The following is a 20,942-nucleotide window of genomic DNA, read 5'->3' on the forward strand; positions in this document are numbered from 1 at the left end:
TCGACTGAGCAGCGGGCTTTGCGGCTTATTCACTTTTTTTACGCCAATCCCGATCTAAGTCGGTTTCGCTCCTGGCCGTTTTCGGCCCCGCGCCGTTTTCCATTTGTACAGCGTCAGAAGCACAAGAGGAAGAACAAAACCGAACAAGATGTCGACATCGATCCAATATTTCAACAGAACCGTGTTGTAGTACACAATAGTAGGCGAAAAAAGATAAGCCAGCCCGAACAGGATCATGCCAGCCGGGACGACGATGGACTTATAGTCGCGAAGGCCCAGCCACTGCGCCGTTCCCGACAAAAACACATAAAAGTACAGCACCGTTTTAATATACGTGGACAAAATCATATTAACGGCCAGCAGCGCCTCTAACCGCTCCAGGAAATGGCCGACGCTAATTTTTTGCGACAAGGCGTATGCCGGGTACAAGTAAAAAGCGGTCATCTCTCCCCCGAGAACGAGAAGCGAGAACAGGACGACCAGGAAGCTGCCGAGTCCGCCGATCACGACGGCCATGTAATAATCCCGCGACATATGCGGCCTTCGCGTGACATGCGGCAAAATCATCATCATGACGACCATTTCGCAAAACGGAAAAACAGCAGCCACGAGGCTCCCATAGGCAAATTGCGGCAGCGGCGTTCCGAGTAACGGCTTCAGCCGGACCAGATCGATCTCCGGAATTAACAGCAGCACCAGCGCCATATACAAAAAGATGAAGATCGGGAAAAAAATTTCACCGCTTCTGGCAATGGCTGTAAGGCCGTATTTCGCCCCGATCACAATCGTCATAATCATGATGAAATGGATCGCTCGAAGCGGCGTTTCCGGAAACAGCTGGGTCGTCAAAAAATCCGACGTCTCCCGGACCATCAGCGTACAGTTGACCATGAAAAAAAGGATAAACAGGAGCGTTACAACTCCCCCTGCCCATCGGCCCAGCAGCGTCCGGTTCAGGCCGACAAACCCCGACCGCTTCATGGAAATGCCGCAAGAATACTGCACGACCGCCAGAAGCAAGCCTGCGCCCAGCCCGATCAACGCCGCGATCCATGCATCCTGCCTCGCAGACGAGCTGATGATCGAAGGGAGCACGAGAATCATATCGCCGATAATGACAAAAATAAGCAGCACCGCGAGCTGCTTCGTCGTAATCCGTTCCTCGCCGGCCATCCGCTTCACCCTTTATCCGAATAATGACTCGATCCAAACATGAAGCGGCCGAAAAATGGGAACGAGCAGCAGAAGCGGGCTCGGCCAATCGACCGTGCGCATCGCCGCGATGCTCAGCACAGTACCAGCCGCAAGCATAACGGCATAAACGACCGCCTCTTTGATTGACCGCCTATACGCCCGAGGCAATTCAAGCGTTCCCGCCGCAGCGGCGAACGCGATAACGATTACGGTTTTCCACACGAAGATTACTCCTTCACTTTGCTGATTAACGCATCGTTTGTTTTGCCTATTTTACGAATGTGAACTTTCACGTCGTACACGATTTTCAAGTTGTCGAAATGCGATTCCCAATCCGGTTTGAGCCGCTTCCACGCCTTCGGATCGGAGCGGTAAATCGCCTGCCCGAAGCCGAAGATGTCGACATGATACTTTTCCTTCACGACGCGCACCGCTGCCTTCATCAACTCCATCTTTTTCAGCCGCTGCTCCTCTTCCAGCCCGCGAATAACCTCCATGTCATTCAGCTGGATATCGCAATTGGCTTCGGCGATATTGGACTCATCGAGCATCCGGATCTCAATGACGGGCTTTCCTTTTTCCATCCTGGCTTTAAGACTCGTATCCGTGCGGATCGTTTCCAGCGTCAGCATTCCACCGCCAGGACAGCTTACATAACCGGCGGTGCTGGTCACCTGATCGGTTATGTAGTTGTACCCTTTGCTCTCCTCCTCATTCAGCCAGCCGACGAGCTTGTCTTTGCGCATGACCGCAAGGCCGGTCAACCGCGCTTTCGCGCCAGGTTCACTGCGCTCCACGCTTTGTATCTCATCGCCCAGCTTCGGATCGCCGATCACTTGAACTCCCGTAAGGACCGGGTTGATTCCTTCCGTAATCAGCTTTTCAATAAGCTGGCCCAGCGTAACCCGGGTCGTCGGAGCCCACTCCTTCGCCGACGTGTCCAAAGCCTGAAACAGCTTGTTGGACGGATTTTTCTCAAGCGTCGTCAAAATGTTCAGGACGTTTTCCGCGGTAGAGCCTTTTGCAATCATCACATAAAAATCGGTTCGGACCTCCGAGTCGCGAGTAAGCAGGTCGATGACATCGGCGATGCCTTCCCTGGCGATCGCTTCGCTCAGCACGAGTACCCGTATGTGCGCCCCGTATATTTTTCTCGGACTCGTTTCCGTTAACTTGCGAAATGCCGTTAACAGCGTAGGAGCAGTCGCCGTGAACATCGTGACCGGAGTCGTTCTTCCCATTTCGCCGTGCTTCGCAAGCTCGCCCGGTACGACGATCTGCACCGAAAGCTTATATAAATCGCCGACTTTATCGATCGCCGTCCCCGTTAGAATACCAAGGTCGTTGAGCTCCCGTCTGTTCCAGCAGCCGGACAATACGGCCGTCAGCATGGCAGCCGTAACCAGCAATGTGATAGCCCGTTTCATCTCGGCTCCCTCCCGTTCCGCACCATTATTGTTTGGATCGCTTCTTTTGCCGGATGACGTCTTTTGTCTCGATCGACTTCGGTCTTCGGATCATGCTCGGCCAAGGAACCCGGAACAGCGTATCCTTAAGGTCTTCCCGCACATACGGACCAAACGGACTCATATACGGCACTCCGAAGGAGCTGAGGCTCGACAGGTGCAGCACCAGAATGATAAGGCCTACCAGAATACCGTAAAAGCCGATCGATGCGGCTAATCCCATCAACACGAAACGAATCATGCGGACGGAGATCGACATGCCGCTCGACGGAATGACATAGCTCGAAATCGCCGTAATCGAAACGATAATGACCATAACGGCCGAGACGATTCCGGCTTCCACCGCCGCTTGCCCGATAACCAGCGTCCCCACGATCGAAACAGCCTGTCCTACCGTCCTAGGCATCCTGACACCGGCTTCGCGCAATATTTCGTAAGTAATCTCCATGATAAGCGCTTCGATTAAAGCCGGGAAAGGTACGCCTTCCCGCTGAGCCGCCAAGCTGATTAGCAGACTGGTCGGAATCATTTCCTGATGATAGGTCGTAACGGCAATGTAAAACGACGGAGCCAGCAAGGCGATGAAAAAGGCGAGAAAGCGGATGATCCGCAGCAGTGTGCTAATATCCGCCCGCTGGTAATAATCTTCCGCCGCTTGAAAATACTGCACGAACAAGGCTGGAACGAGCAGGACGAACGGAGTGCCGTCGACGAGTATGGCCACCCGGCCCTCCAGCAACCCGGCTGCGATCGTGTCCGGCCTCTCGCTGTTGTATACGGTCTGAAACGGCGTTAACGTTTTGTCCTGAATGAATTCTTCAATGTACCCGCTCTCCAAAATGCCGTCGATGCAAATCCGATCCAGCCTGCGGCGAACCTCCTGCACGACATTGTCGTCCGCAAGCTGCTTCATATACATGATCGAAACATCCGTTTTTGTGATCGTTCCGATCTGCCTGGATTCGAGCCATAAACCCGGATCTTTGATGCGCCGCCGGATCAGGGCGGTGTTCGTACGGATTTGCTCGGTGAACGCATCCATCGGCCCGCGTACGACGGCTTGGGACGTCGGCTCGCCGACCGCTCTTGCCTTTGACCCGTCCGCTCCCACACGCAGTCCGACGCCGATCCCGTCGAGCAGAAGGATCGCATTGCCCGACAGCAAATGGAACAAGAGGCTGTGCAGCTCGTCCAATTCCTCCACATCACCTGCCGTAAGCGCGCCGACGAGGTCCCGGAGGTATTCCGGTCCTTCTCTCTCGAGCGTTTCCCGGCCGCGATCCAGCTTGATAAGCGGTTCCAGTACCGCGTCATGAATGAACTGCTTGTCCGTCAAACCTTCGATATACAGCAGGCACATCCGGCATCCGCCCGTTGAAGCAAACCGCTTGACGATCAAGTCCTGGCTATGTCCGAGCAGATCCAGAATCATCTGCATATTGGCCGTCAGGCTTCGATCCAGCGGCTGCGAGGCCGGCCGTGCGTTCGTTTGGGGATCGACTCTCATACGTAAAACCTCGGCGTCCGTATTTTTCTTTTCCTATCATATCCAGTCGGAGCCGATCTTATGTGGCGGCAGGCCTGACGGCCTTTCCTCTACGTTAACTATGCCCGCAACACAAAAAAAAGCAATCCGCTCGGGCCGTAGCCCATTAAGCGAACTGCTTCTTCTGTATATTCGTATAATTGCTGCTACGCTTGCACCGCAGCGGAAGCTCCCATCGCCTTCAGCCATGCTTTGGCGATGAGGGCATGTCCAGCCGGAGACGGATGTACGCCGTCCGGCGCCCAATAAGCGGAAGGCGCCAGCATGGAAGCTTGGGCGAACAAGCCGTCAAGCGGAACGAGCAGCGCCCCGAACTCTCTCGCCAGCTCGCGGACAACCGTAATTTTCGGGTCCAGATCCTCGCGCCACTTCTTGCGGTCTTCCGGCACAGGCAGCACGAACGGTTCGATCATGATGATGCCCGCACCGAGCGTTTCCTTCGTCCGCACGAGCAGCTCCCGATACTCGCGCTCGTACTGCTCTGCCGAAGTCGGATCGTTCCGGTCGAACTTTCTCCAGGTATCGTTGATGCCGATATAGATCGAAACCCAGTTCGGCTTCAGTTCCAAACAATCCGCGTCCCAGCGGCCGACCAAATCTTTGGCCCGGTTGCCGCTGATGCCTCGGTTCAAAAACTTAACTTGCAGCTCCGGATAGGCGGCCGAGAACAGCGCCGTTGTAAAGAGCGCATACCCTTTGCCCAGATCGTTCGGCTGCTCCTTATTTCTTCCCGCATCCGTGATGCTGTCGCCCTGAAACAGAACGACATCCCCTTGTTTGATACGCAAATCCACTTGCGTCGCCTCCACTCGTCTTGTACAGAATCGGGCAGCTTGTGTCGGTTCCTGATGTTTTCCCAAGCCCCATTCTATTCCATACGAAAAACGGTGTAAACCCTATATTTTGCTTCCCGGCTTACGCGTTTTTGCCGAAGACGACGCCGCCGTCGATGTACAGCGGCGAGCCCATCATAAATTTCGATTCGTCGGAAGCGAGGAACAATGCAGCCTTCGCCACATCGTCCGGGCGGCCGAGATCGCCGCTGAGCTGCCGTTTTTTCAGCGACTCGTACGCCTTCTCGGGATCGTCATACGACGTCTTCAAGTAATTCTCCACGAAAGGGGTCAGAATCGTGCCCGGCAGCAGCGCGTTGACGCGGATATTGTACGGCGCATAGTCGACCTGCATCGACTTTGTCAAGGCGAGCACCGCCCCTTTCGTAGCCGCGTAGGACGCGCGCAGCGCAAGTCCGATTTCGGCGATGCACGAAGACATGTTGATAATCGAGCCTGCCATGCGCTCCATCATATGCGGAATCGCATATTTCGACGGGAGATACACACCCTTGATGTTCACATTCATGACCCGGTCCCATACATCCGGCTCGATTTCGTGCAAACGGCCGACACCGCTGATGCCCGCGTTGTTGAACAGGACGTCGATTCTGCCGTAAAGCCGGATCGTCTCGTCGATAAGCGCCTTGGCCGATTCCGGATTCGTAACGTCGGCGTGGACGTACACGGCGCTGCCGCCTTCAGCGGTTATGAGCCGTACCGTCTCCTCCCCTTTCTCGCGGTCGATATCGCCGACGACGACGGTCGCTTTCTCACTCGCGAACAACAAGGCCGTGCTCTGTCCGATGCCGGACCCGGCTCCCGTAATGATGCATACTTTATCCAAAAGTCTCATCGTTTTATCCCCTTCCCGTGCTCGAGTCGCCCCCTGATGCCGAGGAAGCGCCCACAATTATCCAGACACTATAATGATATTCGCGTAAGGCGCGCAATCTCCTGTTCGGATCACGGCGCGGGATTCCGGACAAATGTGCTTAAACCGCACATGCGGCACCGCCATAAACGCAATATGCGGGTACGCCGCCTGCATGGATGCGAATCTTTCGGGACTCGCTTCCTTCATCTCCTCGGCCACGATGATCCGGTCGATGACAAATTCCTTATCGATCGCCGCCAGCACGTCGAGTACGGTCGGCACATTGTCGACCAGCGCCAGATCCAGCCGTTCCGGCCCGGACGGTACGGGGAACCCGCGATCGCATATCGTCAGCATGTCGGTATGGCCCGTTTCCGCCAAAATCCGGTTCAGCGACGGATTCAAAATGCCGCCTTTCTTCATTCGCCGCCTCCTCCTTCCGCCGCGTCCAGCACCATCTTGCGCTGATCCAGCGTAATCTGCTCGCGCAGCGAGGGCAGCGGACGTTTCAGATAGAAGCGCTCGCCGCCTTCCGCTGACGTGACCCCGACCAGCTCCCAGCCTTCCTCGCCCAGCTCGTTCAGCCTGCCCGGGTTATCCAGGATCGTATATTCCCACCGCGTCAACGCTCATCCCTCCGTACGGAATGCGACGACACGCGCCGGCGCGCCGCTCGAATCCCTGATTTTGATCGGCATCGCCATCACATGCCAGCTTCCTTCCAGAAGCGCAGGCTCGTTCAGTTGCAATCCTTCCGCAACCCAGACCGGGGCTCCGAGCAAAATGCGGTGCGTCTCCTCATTCTCGTCGCCGGTGCCGCCGATGCTGAAATGATCGATGCCTACGCCGCGAATGCCGCGCTGCACAAGCAGCCGCGCCGCCTCGTTCGATACGTACGGCGAGCCGTACACCCATTCCTTCGACCAGCCGCGTTTCTCGCCCCAGCCGGTGTACAGCAGCACGACCGTTTCGTCGTCCATCCGGTCTTCGTAAGGCCGCAGATCATCTGCCGTAATAGGCTCCCCGGCCTTTTTGTGCGAAAGGGGGATGTACAGCGCTTTGCCTTGAAACCGTTCAACCGGAATCCGGTCCAGCGTCAAGGCGTAGTCGCCCAGATGAGCGGGGGCATCCATGTGCGTTGCCGTATGCAGGTTCATCGTAATCCGCTCGAGCGTCCAGCCATCGCGCGCCCCTACGAGCACATACTCCATCTTCGGCGGCTCGAACTCCGGCAGGACCGGACAGTTATGATACAGCTCCTGGGACAAGTCGATCATGCTCACAATACGCATCCGCTTAGCCTCCTCTTATCGTTCCATATGATCGTCCGGCTGCGCCGCCTTCACGGTTAAGCCGCCGTCCACCATGAGCAGATGGCCGTTAACCTGCATCGCTTCATCGGAAGCGAGGAATACGACGGCGTCGCCGATTTGCCGGGCCGTGCCGAGACGTTTCATCGGATTCGCCTCGACTTCCTTGCGGCGAATGTCCGGGTCGGCCAAAAAGTCGGTGCACATATCGGTGTCGACGGTGCTCGGGCCGACCGCGTTGACGTTGATGTTATACTTCCCTAGCTCGATCGCCATCCCTTTCGTCAGCATATGCGCCGCCGCCTTGGACGACTGGTAATGCGGGATCACCGGGCTCGTTACCATCAGACTGGCGGTGGAGAGCACATTGACGATTTTGCCGTAACGTCTCTCCGTCATGCCTGCCGCCGCCCGCTGCGAGCACAAGAAGATCGATTTCACATTCGTATTGTAAGTGCGGTCCCAAGTTTCTTCCTTGATTTTGAGAAACGGCTCAAACGGAGCGATACCGGCGTTATTGACCAGGATGTCGACCGGACCCAGCTCCCGCTCCACCTGCTCGAACATCGCCTCGACCTGCGCCTTGCTGCCGACGTCGGCACGGACGACAATCGCCTTGACGCCGAGCTCCTCCGCCTGCCGCTTCACGTTCTCGGCCAGTTCCTTCGATTTCTCCGACGTATAGTTGACTGCAACATGCGCCCCTTCCTCCGCCAGCCTGACGACGATTGCTTCTCCGATCCCGCGGCTGCCTCCAGTCACAAGCGCTACCCGGTTTGCCAAACGTTTCATTGCTCTTCTCTCCTTTTAGGTTCGTATTAGTTTAATGTTACGCCCATCCTTGAATTACGTCGATAGACATTCTTCTTACAGGCTCGGACCGATCCGGTTGATGCTGAACTCGGTATGTCCCAAAACTTCCGCCTTCGTTTGCTTGCCGCCGCTCACATCGCGAATCTCGTCCCAGATGCGTTCTCCCGCATCATCCAGCGTAAGCGTACCGCTCAGCATGTCGCTGACGTCAACGTCCATGTTGTCGGTCATCCGCTCGTACATTTGTTTGTTGCCCGTTATTTTGATGACCGGGATGACCGCAGAACCTGTCGGCGTCCCCCGTCCGGTCGTGAAGCAGACAAGATGTGCGCCGCCGGCCGCCATCCCGGACACGCACTCGATGTCGTTACCGGGGGAATCCATGAAATAGAGGCCGCGGGACGGAATAGACTCGGCATATTCGATCACGCCTTCGATCGGCGCGGTGCCGCATTTCGAGATACAGCCGAGCGACTTTTCCTCGATCGTCGACAATCCGCCGGCGATGTTGCCCGGACTCGGATTGCCGCCGCGCATATCGGCGCCCATCCGCTCCACTTCCTTCTCGAAACGGTCGACGATATGGTACAGCTTGCCGGAGACGTCCGGCGTACGGCATCGTCCGGCGAGCACATGCTCGGCGCCGATAATTTCCGTCGTTTCGCCGATTACGACCGTACCGCCTTCGCGGATGAGGCTGTCGGCCGCTTCGCCGAGCGCAGGATTGGAGGCAAGACCCGACGTAGCGTCGGAACCGCCGCATTTGACGCCGATCTTCAGCTCGCTGAAAGGAATGTCCGTTTTCTCCATCATGTCCAGTTCGGCCCGCATCCGCCTTGCCAGCTCGGTGCCGTACTGGATCGCCTTAACCGACCCGCCGACGGTTTGAATATCGAACACTTCTACGAGTTTACCGGTAACTTTAATCGAATCTGCAAGCGCTTGCGGATCGATCACCTCGCAGCCGAGAGAAATAATAATGACGCCTCCGACATTCGGATTTTTGCCCGTGCCGGCGAGCACGTCAAACGTGCGCTGCTTGTCGGCGCCGATCTGGCTGCATCCATGCTGATGCGGGATCGCCACCGTTTCGGGAACGAGCTGCATAATGCGGCTGCACACTTGATTGGCGCAAATAACGGTTGGAATGACGAGCAGATGGTTGCGGATGCCGACGTCTCCGTTCGGTCTCCGGTAACCGGAAAAAGTAAGGCTCATGAAACGCTTTCCCCTTTCGCTTTATCTCCTCGCCCGCGAATGCCCTCCACATTGTGCACATGCACGTGATGGCCCGCTGCGATGCTCTGCACGGCTTGCCCGATGACTTCGCCGTACTTGCGCACCTTGCCGCCCTCCGGAATACCGGTAATGGCCACCTTATGACCGAACGGAATCGGCTCCGCCGCAGACAGCGACCCCCGTTTCCCTTGAACGACATACTCAATCGTTTCTCCCGCAGCGATGTCGCGGATCGCGGTGGCAACGTGATCGCTTGTGTCCATAACGAGCGCGTCCGCCCCGGCTTCGATAGCTCCTGCCATATGTCTCAACTTCCTTCCTGATATGAGTTTATCGATAACCTCAACATAACAGCGAATCGATTCCGTGTCAATCGTTTATTCATACGTAATTGCGGAGCAGCCACCGGCTGACCGATCTTCTCCGATTCCCAGTCAGGCCTCGTCTACTCTTGAGTTTACCGATAACCGATTGTTCGCGTTATGGCTTGCGGTCCGGCAGCCTATTCCTGTACAATAAAAAAAACGTCTACCGACGTAATTCAAGGATGAGCGACCGCGTTTTAGCGGAAGTTTTTCTTGGTAAAGAAAGTCGTATTTCGTTACGCTTTAACGCTTTACCGAACTTAAACTTTCTTTATCGTTAGGCAATAATTGCCCTGCAATTCTAGTACCGAAGGGGAGGCCTCCGTTGGTTACCATATATGATATCGCCAAGCAAGCGAACGTCTCCGCCATGACCGTCTCCAAGGTCATTAACAATACAGGCAAAATTAGCGAGAAAACGCGCGCGCGCATCAAAAAGATTATGGAAGAAATGAATTACGTGCCGAACTCGATGGCCCGCTCCCTCGTGCTGCAGGAAACGAAAATGCTGTCCCTGCTCATTCCGGACATTACGAATCCGTTCTTCACGACCGTTGCCCGCGGCGCGGAGGATGCCGCCATGCGGCTCGGCTACAAGCTGCTGTTCGGCAACAGCGACGAAAGTCTCACGAAAGAGAAAGAATACGTCGACATGGTCTTGTCCACGCGAGTGGACGGCGTCTTGTTCTCGGCCGCTTCCGACGAGTCGGCCCCGCACTTGCAGACGCTCCGCACCCATCGGATTCCGTTCGTGCTGCTCGACCGCGCCGTTCCCGGCATCGACTGCGATACCGTCAGCGGGGACAGCAGGGAAGGAGCCCGCAAGCTCGTAGAGCACCTCATCGGGCTCGGGCATCGCCGGATCGCTATGGTGAACGGATCGCTCGCCGTTTCCACCGCGCGCGAAAGGCTCGCCGGTTACCGGGAGGCTTTGAAGCTTAGCGATATACCGGAAGACGATTCGCTTGTGCTGGAGATGAACTACAAGCATTTTACCGACGAAACGGCGCTGCGGCGTTTGCTAACGATGCCTCAGCCGCCTACAGCCGTATTCGCAGGAAACAACTTTCTTGCCGTCGGCCTTATCCGCAAGCTGCTCGAATTCGGAGTGCGGGTGCCGGAGGAAATGTCTGTCGTTTGCTTCGACGATCTCGGCGCATCGGTTATCGATCCGTTCTTCACTGTCGTCTCCCAGCCCGCCTACCAATTCGGCGCAATGGGCATCCAACTGCTGATCGAGAGAATCAAAGGCGTAACGACGCCGGAATGGAAAAAAATCGTGCTGCCGTCCGAACTGATCGTCCGCGGCTCGTCAGGCAAGCCATCCGCGATTTGAACTGGCTGCCTGTTCGAGTTCGCGCCGCGAGAGATTGATACCTCCCGCTAGGCGAGGTGCCGCGTGCAGTTGAACAGATCGCACTCCCAGCGGCCGTGTTCCGTTCTGCGGACGAGCGTGACCGACGTATTTTGCAGATGCATCGACGTCTCGAAATGCGGCACGAGCTTTTTCATCGTGTTGCCGATCCAGCCGCCATGGCTGACAACGAGAATCCGTTTGCCCGGATGCCGGTCCGCGTAATCCGCAAGCGCCTGCACGCCGCGCAGCGCTACCGAATCGCGGGATTCCTGACCGAGATCAAGCTCCTTCCAGCGGGGCCCCCATCTGTTCAGACGCTCCTCTTCGGTCGTTCCCTCGACTTCGCCGAGATACACCTCTCGCAGCCTGACGTCGGTTGCGATAACCAGCCCGTGCTGTTCGACAGCTTTGCGGGCCGTTTCGAGCGCGCGTCCCAGATCGCTGCTGTATACGACATCCCACGTCTCTCCGCTCATCCGCTTGCCGAGCAGCTCCGCTTGCCGCCTCCCCGTTTCGTTCAGCGGTATATCCGTATGTCCTTGCGCCCTCATCTCGGTGTTCCAATCCGTAATTCCATGCCGAACGATACCAATCGTTGTAGTCACTTGTGTTCCATCTCCATTCTGTCAGATTCTAGTGAGTCGCAAAAAGCGGAATCACGATAAGCGCCGCGGCGAGCAGCACCACCCCGGCCAGCACGAGCCGGTTGCCGAGCACCTTATCCTTCAGCCGGCTGAGCAGCTTCTTGCGCATATCCGTTCCCCAGCCCTCGTACTTGCCTGCAAACGCACGCGCCAGCTCGTACAGCTCGCGGACGGAGTCGTTCACCGCCCCGATCGCCAGAGGGTGCATTTTACTGATGATCAGCGTATGCTGGTAGGTCGGTTTGCCCGTGTCGATATCCGAATTGACGACGCTGTATCCCAGCTTTTTGGCGTTATCCGCCGCTTGCCGCATCTCTTCCCGGCTGCAGAAGCGCAACCAGTGGTATACATGTCTGGCGGTACCGAGCCGGTCTCCCTTTTCCATCAGCGAGCGGAGCAAAATATGGTTGCGGGCGTACAGCTTCTCGATCTCGTTCGGCCGCAAAAAATGATAAAACGACCAGTCGGCGTCCTCGCGTTCCGTCGCCACCCAGCGGTATTTGGGTAAAGCGGTCATCGCCTGCTCCACCAGCTTTTGCAGCGGCGCATCGCCCGGATTTGCGTAGTAATAAAATTCCAGCCGGGTCTCCGTGTTGATTCTCCCGACATATACGGCTTGTCTATGCCCGGCCAGCGTTTGCTCCAGCCGCTGCTCCAAAACGCCGAGTTTCGCTTGAGCGCTTTCGCGTTCTTTCTTGTCGGCCGCTATGGCGTACAAGTTAATAACGACAGACAACAGACTCGTGAATCCGGACTTCGGCGCAGCGTCCGCATGGGCGGCATCGACAAGGACGCTCATGTGCTCCTTCTGATCGGTCGTACGATGAAAGTAATCCCACATCTTCCCCATTGTCGTTCATCCCCTGTTATGCCTTAAGCCCGAATCGGTTCCATACGGCGTACTTCCTCCATTCTACGCTCCGGCTTTCTTTCCTGTAAATAGCGGATGCCCCCGCAGCGGGCGAAAAAAACAAACAACCGGCATATGAATGCCGGTTGTTTGCCTTGCGGACGGGCGGAAACGGACAAAACAATCGTTCCTCGTGGTGTAATTTCCGCCGTCTTATCGCTATTCGGTTCACGTAAACGTGTCTCTACTCCACCCGGATCGCATCACGCTGGGCGATCAGACACAGCTCCGCCGCTTTGAACGCATGCGCCTGGGTCATTGCGATTTCGGTGCGGTTCATGCAGTCCAGAATCAGCTCGCCGAAGAACGGGAACCCGACTTTGCCGGACAGCTCGTAATGATACTCGCCTTCCTGATTCACGAGATACAGATGATTGCCGTCCTTCGTGCGGGCGACATCGATATATTTGCGCAGCTCGATATAGCCTTCCGTGCCCAATATGATCGTCCGGCCGTCGCCCCATACGCCGAGTCCGTTCGGAGTCAGCCAGTCGACGCGGAAATAGTTTGTCGCTCCGTTGTCGCCGACGAGCGTGGCGTCGCCGTAGTCTTCCAGCTCGGGGTACATTTTGTTATTGTAATTGGCGACTTTACTGTGCACTACCTTGGCGTCGCTGCATCCCGAGAAGTACAGAAACTGCTCGATCTGATGGCTGCCGATATCGCACAAAATGCCGCCGTATTGCGCTTTGCTGAAAAACCAGTCCGGCCGCGACGGAGCGTTCAGACGGTGCGGTCCGGTGCCGATCACCTGCACGACGCGACCGATCGCACCGTCCTTAACGAGACGCCCGGCATGGATCGCGCTTTCCACATGCAGCCGCTCGCTGTAGTACACCATATATTTCAGACCCGTGCGGCTCGTCATTTCTTTGGCCGCGGCGAGCTGCTCAAGGCTTGTAAACGGCGTTTTGTCGGTAAAATAATCTTTGCCGTGCTCCATCGCTCTCAGTCCGAGCGCTCCCCGCTCAGAAGGGATTGCCGCTGCGGCAATCAGGCGAACCTCAGGGTCTTGAAGCACCTGCTGCTCCGACTCGGCGGCTTTCACGTTCGGATATTTGGCGATAAAGGCGGCGACTTTGGCCGGGTCCGGATCGTACACCCATTTCAGGGTCGCTCCCGCTCCGATGAGGCCGTTACACATGCCGTAAATATGTCCGTGGTCCAGCGCGATAGCGGCAAACGTAAATTCGCCCGCTCTTACCACCGGTTGCGGTTTACCTTCCGGCGCATAATTCATGCCGTCGCTTTTTTGCATCGATAAGTCCCCCTTCGCGCTTTCGGTCCGAAAGCCCGTAATGATTCGATTGTCCCCTTCATGCTACCACGAAATGTAAGCCTTGTCTTCATCGTCATTGAACTATACGCCCATCCGGCTTAACTGTCATTGGCATTCGGGGGGATCGACGATTACGGCGCCTCTATAACCAGAAGCGCGTCGAAATGGATCCAATAGTCGCTGGAGGCCGGGTTTTTCTCGCCGGTGCGCTCGTATCTTATCGTATGCAGCCCTTCCGGCAGCACCCCCGTATCGAAAATAATCTGCTGCGCCTTCCAGCTTGCCAGGTAATTGTCCACCGTCGTCCGGTATTCGCCATCGATATAAATCGCCGCTTTGCCGTGCGCATTGTAGCGAACGCCGAGCAGCTGCGCTCTTTCGCCGTAAAACGGAATGTCGGCATAAGCCCCGTTGCTCATCGCCGTCACCGCGCTATTGCCGATATGCCGGCTATCATTGCTTGTGGTATACCACGTACCGCTATAGTAGACAACCGAACTAACGCTATCTACAAGCTTCTCGCCAGGGTCGATCACTGCAATCGGAGGAAGCGCTTCGGATAAGGCGCCGTTTGCGTCAATCGCATATACGTTGTACAAGCCCGGGGCAAATCCGCTCGTATCGAGCAGCCCGTACGTCGATGCCGTCACCGTCGCGCTGGAGCCGTTAGCGGACGCGCCTGCCGCTTCAATCGCGCTGCGGAACGCAGCCGTGCTTCGCGGAACCAGATACAGGGATGAGCTCTTGGAGCTGGTTGCCGTAACCGGCGTGCCGATCGCAACCGGTCCATTGCCGACAAGGCCTGCCGTAGGCGGCAGCAGCTCCGGCGTCATATTGCGCAGCGCGTCGAAATGAATCAAGTAATTGCTGGAGGCCGGATTTTTCTCGCCGGTCCGTTCATACCGGATGACGTGCGCCCCTTCCGTCAGCGGCCCCGTATCAAAAATAACCTGCTGCGCCTTCCAGTTCGCCAGGTAATTGTCCACCGTCGTCCGGTACTCGCCATCGATATAAATCGCCGCTTTCCCGTGCGTATTGAAACGAACGCCGATCAACTGCGCTCTGTCGCCGTAAAACGGAATGTCGACATAAGCGCCGTCCGCCGTTGCCGTCACGGCACTGCTGCCGATATGGCGGTCGTCCCCCTTCGTCGTCGCCCACGTTCCCGAATAACGGACGAGCGGATCTTCGTTGTCCACGATCGGCTGGCCCTTCGGCAGCAGCCATAGGGTCTTTCCTGCGGACACGCGCCCGCTGTTGTCCGCCGCGTACAGCATATACCGTCCCGCAGCGAAACCGGAAGTATCGAGGAAAGCCGGCGTATGTGCCGAGGCGGCCGTACGGGTGGCGTACACCGCTGTGTTGACGGTCGCCGCTTCCAACTGCGTCAGCACCGGAGGGACCGATTCCGGGACCAGATACAGCACGCCGTCGCGGGACGAGGTCGCCTGCACCTGCTCCCCGACCCCCGCGCCTACGGCAGGCGCCCCGGTTAACAGCGGGGGCGAGTCGTCGTCCAGCTCAAGCGTGACAACCGCGGTATGACCCGCCCCTACATAGACGGCATCGGACACGGTCGTGCGATAACCGTCCTTCTTCGCCGTTACCCGCTGCCAACCGCCGGGCGCTGGCGACAGCACGAAGCCGCCGTCCGGGCCGGTCACGGCCGACAAGTCCCCGTATCCGCTCACATTCACCTTCGCGCCGCCAAGCGGCGCAAGCTCGGGACCGTACACCGTTCCGCTTACCGTCCCCGGCGAAAGCGGAGGAAGCGGGGTAAACCCGCTTTCCTCCAGATTGGCAATATAAAGGGAAGGCGCACCGCTCCACTGCTTCATCGGAAAATACAACTGCCGGGCGCCGCCGTCCGGCTCAATTACGAAGCCGGGATCTTGTTCGCCCAGATCCAGCACCGTCTCGCTCCCCACAGACTGTACGCTGGCGATCCGGTAGCCGGCTGCCGATCCGTCCGCCTGGGTGACGATCGCGTAGCGGCCTGCTGCGGAGAACGGTACTGCCGCCCCTGTCACCAGCGCATTGCGCCCGCTGCCATCCTGCTTCCGCTCCGTGCGCACAACCGTGCCGTGAACCGCGCCTCCGGCCGTGACCACGGCCTCCCCCATACTCAGCCTCGTACCGTCAGCGAGCTGCATCTGCTCGATCTGGCCGTTCACCAGGCGAATAAAGCCCAGCTTGCCGTCGAGCCGCAAATTGCCGACGACCAGCGGCGTACCCGCATACTGCGGAGCGCTTAGCACAATGTCGCGCGTGCTGCCGTACGTGATCGCCACCGCCGCCGCTCCCGTCTGCTCGTCGCTGAGCAGCACCTCGACGTGTTCGATACGCGGCTGCTGCCCGGACGCAAACGGCTCCAGCACCGTAATGAAATTGCTGTTCAGCGCTGTTCCTTCCCGTCTGACAACAAGCTTCGGCATAAAATACTTATCCGCTTCCGTTTGCGTGTCATAATTCAGACCTTGCAGCCGGGTAGCCTGAAGCGACGGCGATTCGCCGATAAACATCTCGCTTGCCCCGGTTCCGGCAAATCCGGTAATACGCAAATTCGAACGTGCCGCCGTGCCGTCCGCCGTCCGCAGCGTAGCTTCGAAAAGTCCGTCCGTCAGCGCCGCCGTCCGCACATTGCGCACATGCATATAGCCGTGATACTGTCCGCCGTCGATCGTGCCGGTTTCATATTCGTTCGTTGGCTCGACCACGGCCGGATTGCCTTCCAGCAGGTAAGGACCGTAGGCGGCAAGCGCCGCATCCGTTTCAAAATAAGCCGTCCGGTTGGCGTCCCCGTTCAGCGTATACTCGTGCCGCGTGCCGCCCGTCACACGGAACAAATCCAGCACGTACGCTTCGTCCGGTCCGGCGCCGCCGAATCCGATCAGCCACGGCTCCCGTCCGTACGTCTCCGTCTGCGGGTAGGCGTTCGGCTGTTCCGCCCGCACCACCTGGGCGGCATCGCCCAGCTTGACCATATCGCGGATCGCTCCGCCGGACTTGGCCACTCCCGAGGTCACAGCATCGCGGCCGTCTACTACCACCGTATTGTGCGCCAGCGTAGACATGCTCCACTGCCGGTACTTCGTATGCGTGTACCCGATGTCGGGCAGCAATTCCTGACCTTTTGCAAACAAGGTCAAATTCAGCGGATCTTTATGATCGTGCCCGTTTTTCGGCGAAAAACCCATATACAGCATCGTCTGACCGCTTCCCTGGCCGCGAGCCAACTTGGCAATCCCCGCGCCGGGGAGTAGCATGGAACCGGTATCCTGGGGCTGAGGCGGCTTGTAGAAAGCCCAGGTGTCATTGATCGGCAGCACTCGTCCGTCCGGGTATGCCAGCTTTGCGGCAATCCCCTGCATCGCCGGAAGCTGCGGCAGCCGCTCCAGCAAATCCAATTGCTCGAAGCGATCTCCCGTCCGCGGCGATTCGTATCCGGGCGGATCGCTCCAGCCTGCCGCCTGCTGGATCGCCTGACTCAGCAGCAACACCGAATCCTTGTGATAGCTCACCGATACTTCCTTCCAGAATCCGTCCAGCATATACATATTGACCACGTACTGCTCCACCAGCTCGACCGCTTCGTGCATCAGATCAGGGTCGTTTAACGCTTTGGCAAGCGCGATCAAGCCGTTGTAATTCGACACCTCGACGTTGGCCTTGATGACCGGGAACGAATGAAAGTAATCCAGCGAAGGCCGGAACATGTCCTGAACGATCCGCTCGTCTACGTTTTCGCCGAGCTCCGCGCTTAACAGCTCGAAGGCGTTCGTCCGATTCACAATGGCGTAAGCGTCCGCCAACTGGCCGAGCGCGGCCATCTCGTTCTGCGACCAACGGGACCATAAGCCGCCATAATACGGATAGGGCGGTCCGCCCGACGGCACGACCGGATACTGCACGCCTTTGTCGTAGTCGTTCATCGGAACCCAGCCGGGGACCACCTGGGCGAAGCGGTACAGCAGACGCGCCGCTCCGAGCGGATCGGTCTGCGCCAGCTCCCGCGTCCGCGTGAGCAGGTATTGCCGCTGCATATACCACAGATGGGCGGACAGGAAATACCGCTTTCCGTTCGCATCCTCGTAATACGGGTATTCGACCGTTTGCCCGAGACGGTTGGTCACGGTTAACATCTTGTTCTCCGGATATTGCGGATTCGGATACTTGATCTTCCCGCTATCCGTCGAAGTCAGCACCCACGGATCGGCCACCGACCACGTATAATTGGTCGCCCGCTCCGATAGCTCCGGCGCGTGCGGCACGCCGGCGAAAAACATCCCGACCCGATCCGGCACCAGCGATAATAGCTTAGCCACTTCCAACGAGGGCGGCGCGGATGTTACCTGGTTCACCGATGCCGGCGGCGAAGTCGGAAACTTCTCGTTGCCCGCCGCGATCAGTCCGTCCCGATCAAACGAAAGCTCCAGTTGTTTCATCCGAAGCCCCCCGGACTCCTCGGCGATCACTTCGAGCCGGTAGGTCCCATTTTGCAGCGGCTCGGGATGGGAAAAGGAGACAACCTGGTCGCTTCCTTCGGTCGCAACAGAAGCCGGGAGCAGCGCAGTTTGTTCCCCGTACGGCGAAGTCCAGCTCATAGAAACCGACGAGGAAACCGCATCCCAATCGTCTTCCTTCAAAACCAGCCGCTTCTCCGTAAAGCTGTCGTACAACAAGCGCGCCGAAGCCGAAAGCGGCCATTCCGCGACAGGTTTGCCGGTGACAGGCTCATCCGGCCTTCCATCGAAATAAAGGCTGCCGAACCGCCCTTCGTTGGCCGTATACACGCTCAGCGTATAACCGCGATTCGGACCGGTATTGTCGCCGTCGATTACCGTCATTCGGCGCACCGGCACCCAGGAGCTGAGCGGACGCGAGGAAGCGATGCCAAAATAACGAATCGCATTCACCTGCCAGCGCTCTCCCGCCGCGATCCCTTGAACGCCAAGCGCGCTTAGCGGGATGCTGACCTCGGCGCTCCAGCCGTCGCTCCGCTTGCTTACCGCCTGCTGCGCCTGTCCGCCCTTCGTCAAATCGACAACTTGCTGCAGCGTCTCCCGCACATCGGCCGTCGTGAAATTGTTGTACCGAATCCCTATCGGATGCGGGCCAGCCGTAATCGAAACCGGCACGCTGTAAAACTTCATCCTGTCGTCGTCATGGCTCAGCAGCAGGAAAACCCGCTCTGCCTCCGGCGCATTCGCCCCAGTGTATCCGCTTTCATATTGGCCGTCGAGGGCGATATACAAATGGGTATCGTCATAGGCCAGCTTCATTTGCGTTTCCTGTTCCGCCGGTTCACCGAAGTAGGCGGTGGAAAAACCGCCGCTTCCAGCAGCCGACGCCCATACGCTTTCGTTCCACACGCCATCGGCCTGGACGGGGCTAGAGGCGCGCTGCGCCGTTAGCCATCGATCCGTGCGCACACTCACTTCCGGCGCCTCAGCCACGGGGGTTCCTCCTTCGTTTAGAACCATTTTCTGTGTGCCCGCTGCCGACGGCCAGACTGACGATACGAGCGCCACCATCAATAGGCCCGTAAGCAGCCGGCCTCGCCGCTGTTTCTTGTTTTCCCACATGCAAAGCTCCTCCTCCAAAGACTGCGGGCCTCGCCGCTGCCCGTTTCAGGATTTTGTTCAATCTGCTTCACCACTTTTTCGAGAATATCTCTCCACTTCTGTAAGCGATTTCATTATCGATAACGCCGATCGTTTTCTGAACCATTTCGCGGGCCAACTCCTGTCCTCCGTCCCTCCTCCGGATAGCAGGGAGCGATTGTCCAAGTCGAACCTTCCCGGCCTCCATTTCGCAACTTATTATGCAGAAATTATGTAGTAATTAAAATTACTGTTGGTATTCCGGTTTGTATTTTTAACTACATAGCATCTACATAATTTAGTATATGCATTTCTTTCTTGATGTCAATCAGCGAAATTCGATATGCTCGATTCCGTTTCTCTTCGTTTAGTCATGCATACCATCTACATCCTAGTAAACTTGTCTACCCCTGTCGAACAATCGTATGCGCCCGGCGTGTATGTTACAATAAGGAGATGTAACGTTTACTTCACAGGGAGGCACAGTCAGAATGGAAAAAGTCATTATCGTCGGCGCCGGCCCGTGCGGCCTGTCCGCAGCGCTGGAGCTGCAAAACGCAGGTATGGAACCGCTAGTCATCGAGAAGTATTCGATCGTGCACTCGATCTATTTATATCCCACCTATATGCAATTTTTCAGCACGGCCGAGCTGCTCGAGATCGGCGGCATCCCGTTCTCCACGCCGAACGACAAGCCGACCCGCGCAGAAGCGCTCCACTATTACCGGAATGTGGCGATGCGCCGAGCGATTCGCATTCGTTCCTACGAAGAAGTAACTTCCGTCGTCAAGCACGGCGATACGTTTACGGTCACGAGCGTTGACCGCGCCGGAAATGCGCAAACCTGCGAAGCCGAGAACGTCATCGTCGCTACCGGCTATTTCGATCATCCGAATATGATCGGCATTCTCGGCGAGCAGTTGCCGAAGGTGAGCCACTTTTTCCGCGAAGCGCATCCTTACACGGGCACGAAGGTTGTTATCATTGGGGGCAATAACTCCGCTGTCGATGCCGCGCTTGAGCTCATCCGGGTCGGTGCCGAGGTGACGATCGTATACCGGGGCGAATCGATATCGTCCAAAATCAAGCCGTGGGTGCGTCCGCAATTCGAAGCTTTGGTGAACAAGGGCCGGATCCGGCTGCTGTTCCGCTCGCGGGTCACCCGGATCGAGCAGACGAGTGTGACGATCGAACGCGAAGACGGCCCCGAGACGCTGGACAACGATTTCGTTCTCGCCTTGACCGGCTTCCGCCCGGACCGCGCTTTTTTGCAAACGGCCGGTATCGAGATGGAGGCCGAGTCAGGCAAGCCGCACTTCGATCCGGCAACGATGGAAACGAACGTCAAAGGGCTGTTCATCGCCGGTGTTATCGCCGCCGGCGCCGAGGCGAACGAGATATTTATCGAGACGGGACGTCATCACGGCGGACTGATCGCAAGCCATTTAACGCGTGCGGAGGAATAATCGTCTATACTGAAACGCTCCGACCTGACGGATCGATTCA

18 protein-coding genes are annotated in these 20,942 nt (G+C 57.4%); 2 read left to right on the forward strand and 16 right to left on the reverse strand.

Features of this window, described 5'->3' with window-relative positions:
- Positions 1-54: 54 nt before the first annotated feature.
- From D7M11_RS12405 to D7M11_RS12460, 12 genes are all read right to left on the reverse strand, one after another.
- Positions 55-1,173: a GerAB/ArcD/ProY family transporter gene (locus D7M11_RS12405; RefSeq protein WP_120747524.1), complete on the reverse strand. Its 1,119-nt coding sequence runs from the start codon at positions 1,171-1,173 to the stop codon at positions 55-57.
- Between the two features lie 12 nt (positions 1,174-1,185).
- Positions 1,186-1,416: a hypothetical protein gene (locus D7M11_RS12410; protein WP_120747525.1), complete on the reverse strand. Its 231-nt coding sequence runs from the start codon at positions 1,414-1,416 to the stop codon at positions 1,186-1,188.
- Between the two features lie 5 nt (positions 1,417-1,421).
- Positions 1,422-2,621: a Ger(x)C family spore germination protein gene (locus D7M11_RS12415; RefSeq protein ID WP_120747526.1), complete on the reverse strand. Its 1,200-nt coding sequence runs from the start codon at positions 2,619-2,621 to the stop codon at positions 1,422-1,424.
- 25 nt (positions 2,622-2,646) lie between these two features.
- Entirely contained in the window at positions 2,647-4,167 is a 1,521-nt protein-coding gene (locus tag D7M11_RS12420; protein ID WP_240041075.1) for a spore germination protein, read from the reverse strand.
- 185 nt (positions 4,168-4,352) lie between these two features.
- Positions 4,353-4,994 (reverse strand): SGNH/GDSL hydrolase family protein, encoded by a 642-nt coding sequence (locus D7M11_RS12425; RefSeq protein WP_120747580.1) that lies wholly within the window; start codon positions 4,992-4,994, stop codon positions 4,353-4,355.
- Positions 4,995-5,121: 127 nt separating this feature from the next.
- Entirely contained in the window at positions 5,122-5,895 is a 774-nt protein-coding gene (locus tag D7M11_RS12430) for an SDR family NAD(P)-dependent oxidoreductase (protein ID WP_120747527.1), read from the reverse strand.
- A 57-nt stretch (positions 5,896-5,952) separates the two neighbouring features.
- Positions 5,953-6,339 carry a D-ribose pyranase gene (rbsD, locus tag D7M11_RS12435; protein WP_120747528.1) on the reverse strand — a complete coding sequence of 129 codons (387 nt, stop codon included), beginning with the start codon at positions 6,337-6,339 and terminating at the stop codon, positions 5,953-5,955.
- The gene (locus tag D7M11_RS12440; protein ID WP_120747529.1) at positions 6,336-6,542 is read right to left on the reverse strand and encodes a hypothetical protein; all 207 of its coding nucleotides are present in this window, start codon (positions 6,540-6,542) and stop codon (positions 6,336-6,338) included. Before D7M11_RS12440 ends, rbsD begins: the two co-directional genes overlap by 4 nt.
- 3 nt (positions 6,543-6,545) lie before the next feature.
- Positions 6,546-7,208, reverse strand: a complete 663-nt coding sequence (locus D7M11_RS12445; protein WP_120747530.1) for a cyclase family protein — start codon at positions 7,206-7,208, stop codon at positions 6,546-6,548.
- A gap of 15 nt (positions 7,209-7,223) precedes the next feature.
- Positions 7,224-8,018: an SDR family NAD(P)-dependent oxidoreductase gene (locus D7M11_RS12450; protein WP_120747531.1), complete on the reverse strand. Its 795-nt coding sequence runs from the start codon at positions 8,016-8,018 to the stop codon at positions 7,224-7,226.
- 75 nt (positions 8,019-8,093) lie between these two features.
- Entirely contained in the window at positions 8,094-9,257 is a 1,164-nt protein-coding gene (locus D7M11_RS12455; protein WP_120747532.1) for a UxaA family hydrolase, read from the reverse strand.
- The gene (locus D7M11_RS12460) at positions 9,254-9,580 is read right to left on the reverse strand and encodes a UxaA family hydrolase (protein ID WP_120747533.1); all 327 of its coding nucleotides are present in this window, start codon (positions 9,578-9,580) and stop codon (positions 9,254-9,256) included. The genes D7M11_RS12455 and D7M11_RS12460 overlap by 4 nt, the downstream gene beginning before the upstream one ends.
- Before the next feature lie 388 nt (positions 9,581-9,968).
- Here D7M11_RS12460 and D7M11_RS12465 point away from each other — a divergent pair, with 388 nt between their 5' ends.
- Positions 9,969-10,979 (forward strand): LacI family DNA-binding transcriptional regulator, encoded by a 1,011-nt coding sequence (locus D7M11_RS12465; RefSeq protein ID WP_120747534.1) that lies wholly within the window; start codon positions 9,969-9,971, stop codon positions 10,977-10,979.
- Between the two features lie 47 nt (positions 10,980-11,026).
- Here the strand turns inward: D7M11_RS12465 and D7M11_RS12470 are convergent, their stop codons facing one another.
- The 4 genes from D7M11_RS12470 to D7M11_RS12485 all read right to left on the reverse strand — a co-directional run bounded on the left by D7M11_RS12470 (position 11,027) and on the right by D7M11_RS12485 (position 19,418).
- Positions 11,027-11,605 (reverse strand): histidine phosphatase family protein, encoded by a 579-nt coding sequence (locus tag D7M11_RS12470; protein WP_240041076.1) that lies wholly within the window; start codon positions 11,603-11,605, stop codon positions 11,027-11,029.
- Positions 11,606-11,633: 28 nt separating this feature from the next.
- The gene (locus D7M11_RS12475) at positions 11,634-12,494 is read right to left on the reverse strand and encodes a DUF695 domain-containing protein (RefSeq protein WP_120747535.1); all 861 of its coding nucleotides are present in this window, start codon (positions 12,492-12,494) and stop codon (positions 11,634-11,636) included.
- Between the two features lie 244 nt (positions 12,495-12,738).
- The gene (locus tag D7M11_RS12480; RefSeq protein ID WP_120747536.1) at positions 12,739-13,812 is read right to left on the reverse strand and encodes a Gfo/Idh/MocA family protein; all 1,074 of its coding nucleotides are present in this window, start codon (positions 13,810-13,812) and stop codon (positions 12,739-12,741) included.
- 152 nt (positions 13,813-13,964) lie between these two features.
- Positions 13,965-19,418, reverse strand: coding sequence for a heparinase II/III domain-containing protein (locus tag D7M11_RS12485; protein ID WP_120747537.1), 5,454 nt, complete (start codon positions 19,416-19,418; stop codon positions 13,965-13,967).
- Between the two features lie 509 nt (positions 19,419-19,927).
- On the opposite strand from D7M11_RS12485, the gene D7M11_RS12490 reads away from it, so the two are divergent.
- Entirely contained in the window at positions 19,928-20,902 is a 975-nt protein-coding gene (locus tag D7M11_RS12490) for a YpdA family putative bacillithiol disulfide reductase (protein ID WP_120747538.1), read from the forward strand.
- Positions 20,903-20,942 lie beyond the last annotated feature (40 nt).

This window comes from Paenibacillus ginsengarvi (assembly GCF_003626695.1).
GTDB lineage: Bacteria > Bacillota > Bacilli > Paenibacillales > NBRC-103111 > Paenibacillus_AB > Paenibacillus_AB ginsengarvi.

Bases quoted from the DNA above. Each gene is read 5' to 3' on its own strand.
- rbsD (WP_120747528.1), bottom strand. From the start codon at position 6,339: ATGAAGAAAGGCGGCATTTTGAATCCGTCGCTGAACCGGATTTTGGCG.
- D7M11_RS12415 (WP_120747526.1), bottom strand. From the start codon at position 2,621: ATGAAACGGGCTATCACATTGCTGGTTACGGCTGCCATGCTGACGGCC.
- D7M11_RS12460 (WP_120747533.1), bottom strand. From the start codon at position 9,580: ATGGCAGGAGCTATCGAAGCCGGGGCGGACGCGCTCGTTATGGACACA.
- D7M11_RS12445 (WP_120747530.1), bottom strand. From the start codon at position 7,208: ATGCGTATTGTGAGCATGATCGACTTGTCCCAGGAGCTGTATCATAAC.
- D7M11_RS12455 (WP_120747532.1), bottom strand. From the start codon at position 9,257: ATGAGCCTTACTTTTTCCGGTTACCGGAGACCGAACGGAGACGTCGGC.
- D7M11_RS12450 (WP_120747531.1), bottom strand. From the start codon at position 8,018: ATGAAACGTTTGGCAAACCGGGTAGCGCTTGTGACTGGAGGCAGCCGC.
- D7M11_RS12485 (WP_120747537.1), bottom strand. From the start codon at position 19,418: ATGTGGGAAAACAAGAAACAGCGGCGAGGCCGGCTGCTTACGGGCCTA.
- D7M11_RS12420 (WP_240041075.1), bottom strand. From the start codon at position 4,167: ATGAGAGTCGATCCCCAAACGAACGCACGGCCGGCCTCGCAGCCGCTG.
- D7M11_RS12475 (WP_120747535.1), bottom strand. From the start codon at position 12,494: ATGGGGAAGATGTGGGATTACTTTCATCGTACGACCGATCAGAAGGAG.
- D7M11_RS12480 (WP_120747536.1), bottom strand. From the start codon at position 13,812: ATGCAAAAAAGCGACGGCATGAATTATGCGCCGGAAGGTAAACCGCAA.
- D7M11_RS12405 (WP_120747524.1), bottom strand. From the start codon at position 1,173: ATGGCCGGCGAGGAACGGATTACGACGAAGCAGCTCGCGGTGCTGCTT.
- D7M11_RS12490 (WP_120747538.1), top strand. From the start codon at position 19,928: ATGGAAAAAGTCATTATCGTCGGCGCCGGCCCGTGCGGCCTGTCCGCA.
- D7M11_RS12430 (WP_120747527.1), bottom strand. From the start codon at position 5,895: ATGAGACTTTTGGATAAAGTATGCATCATTACGGGAGCCGGGTCCGGC.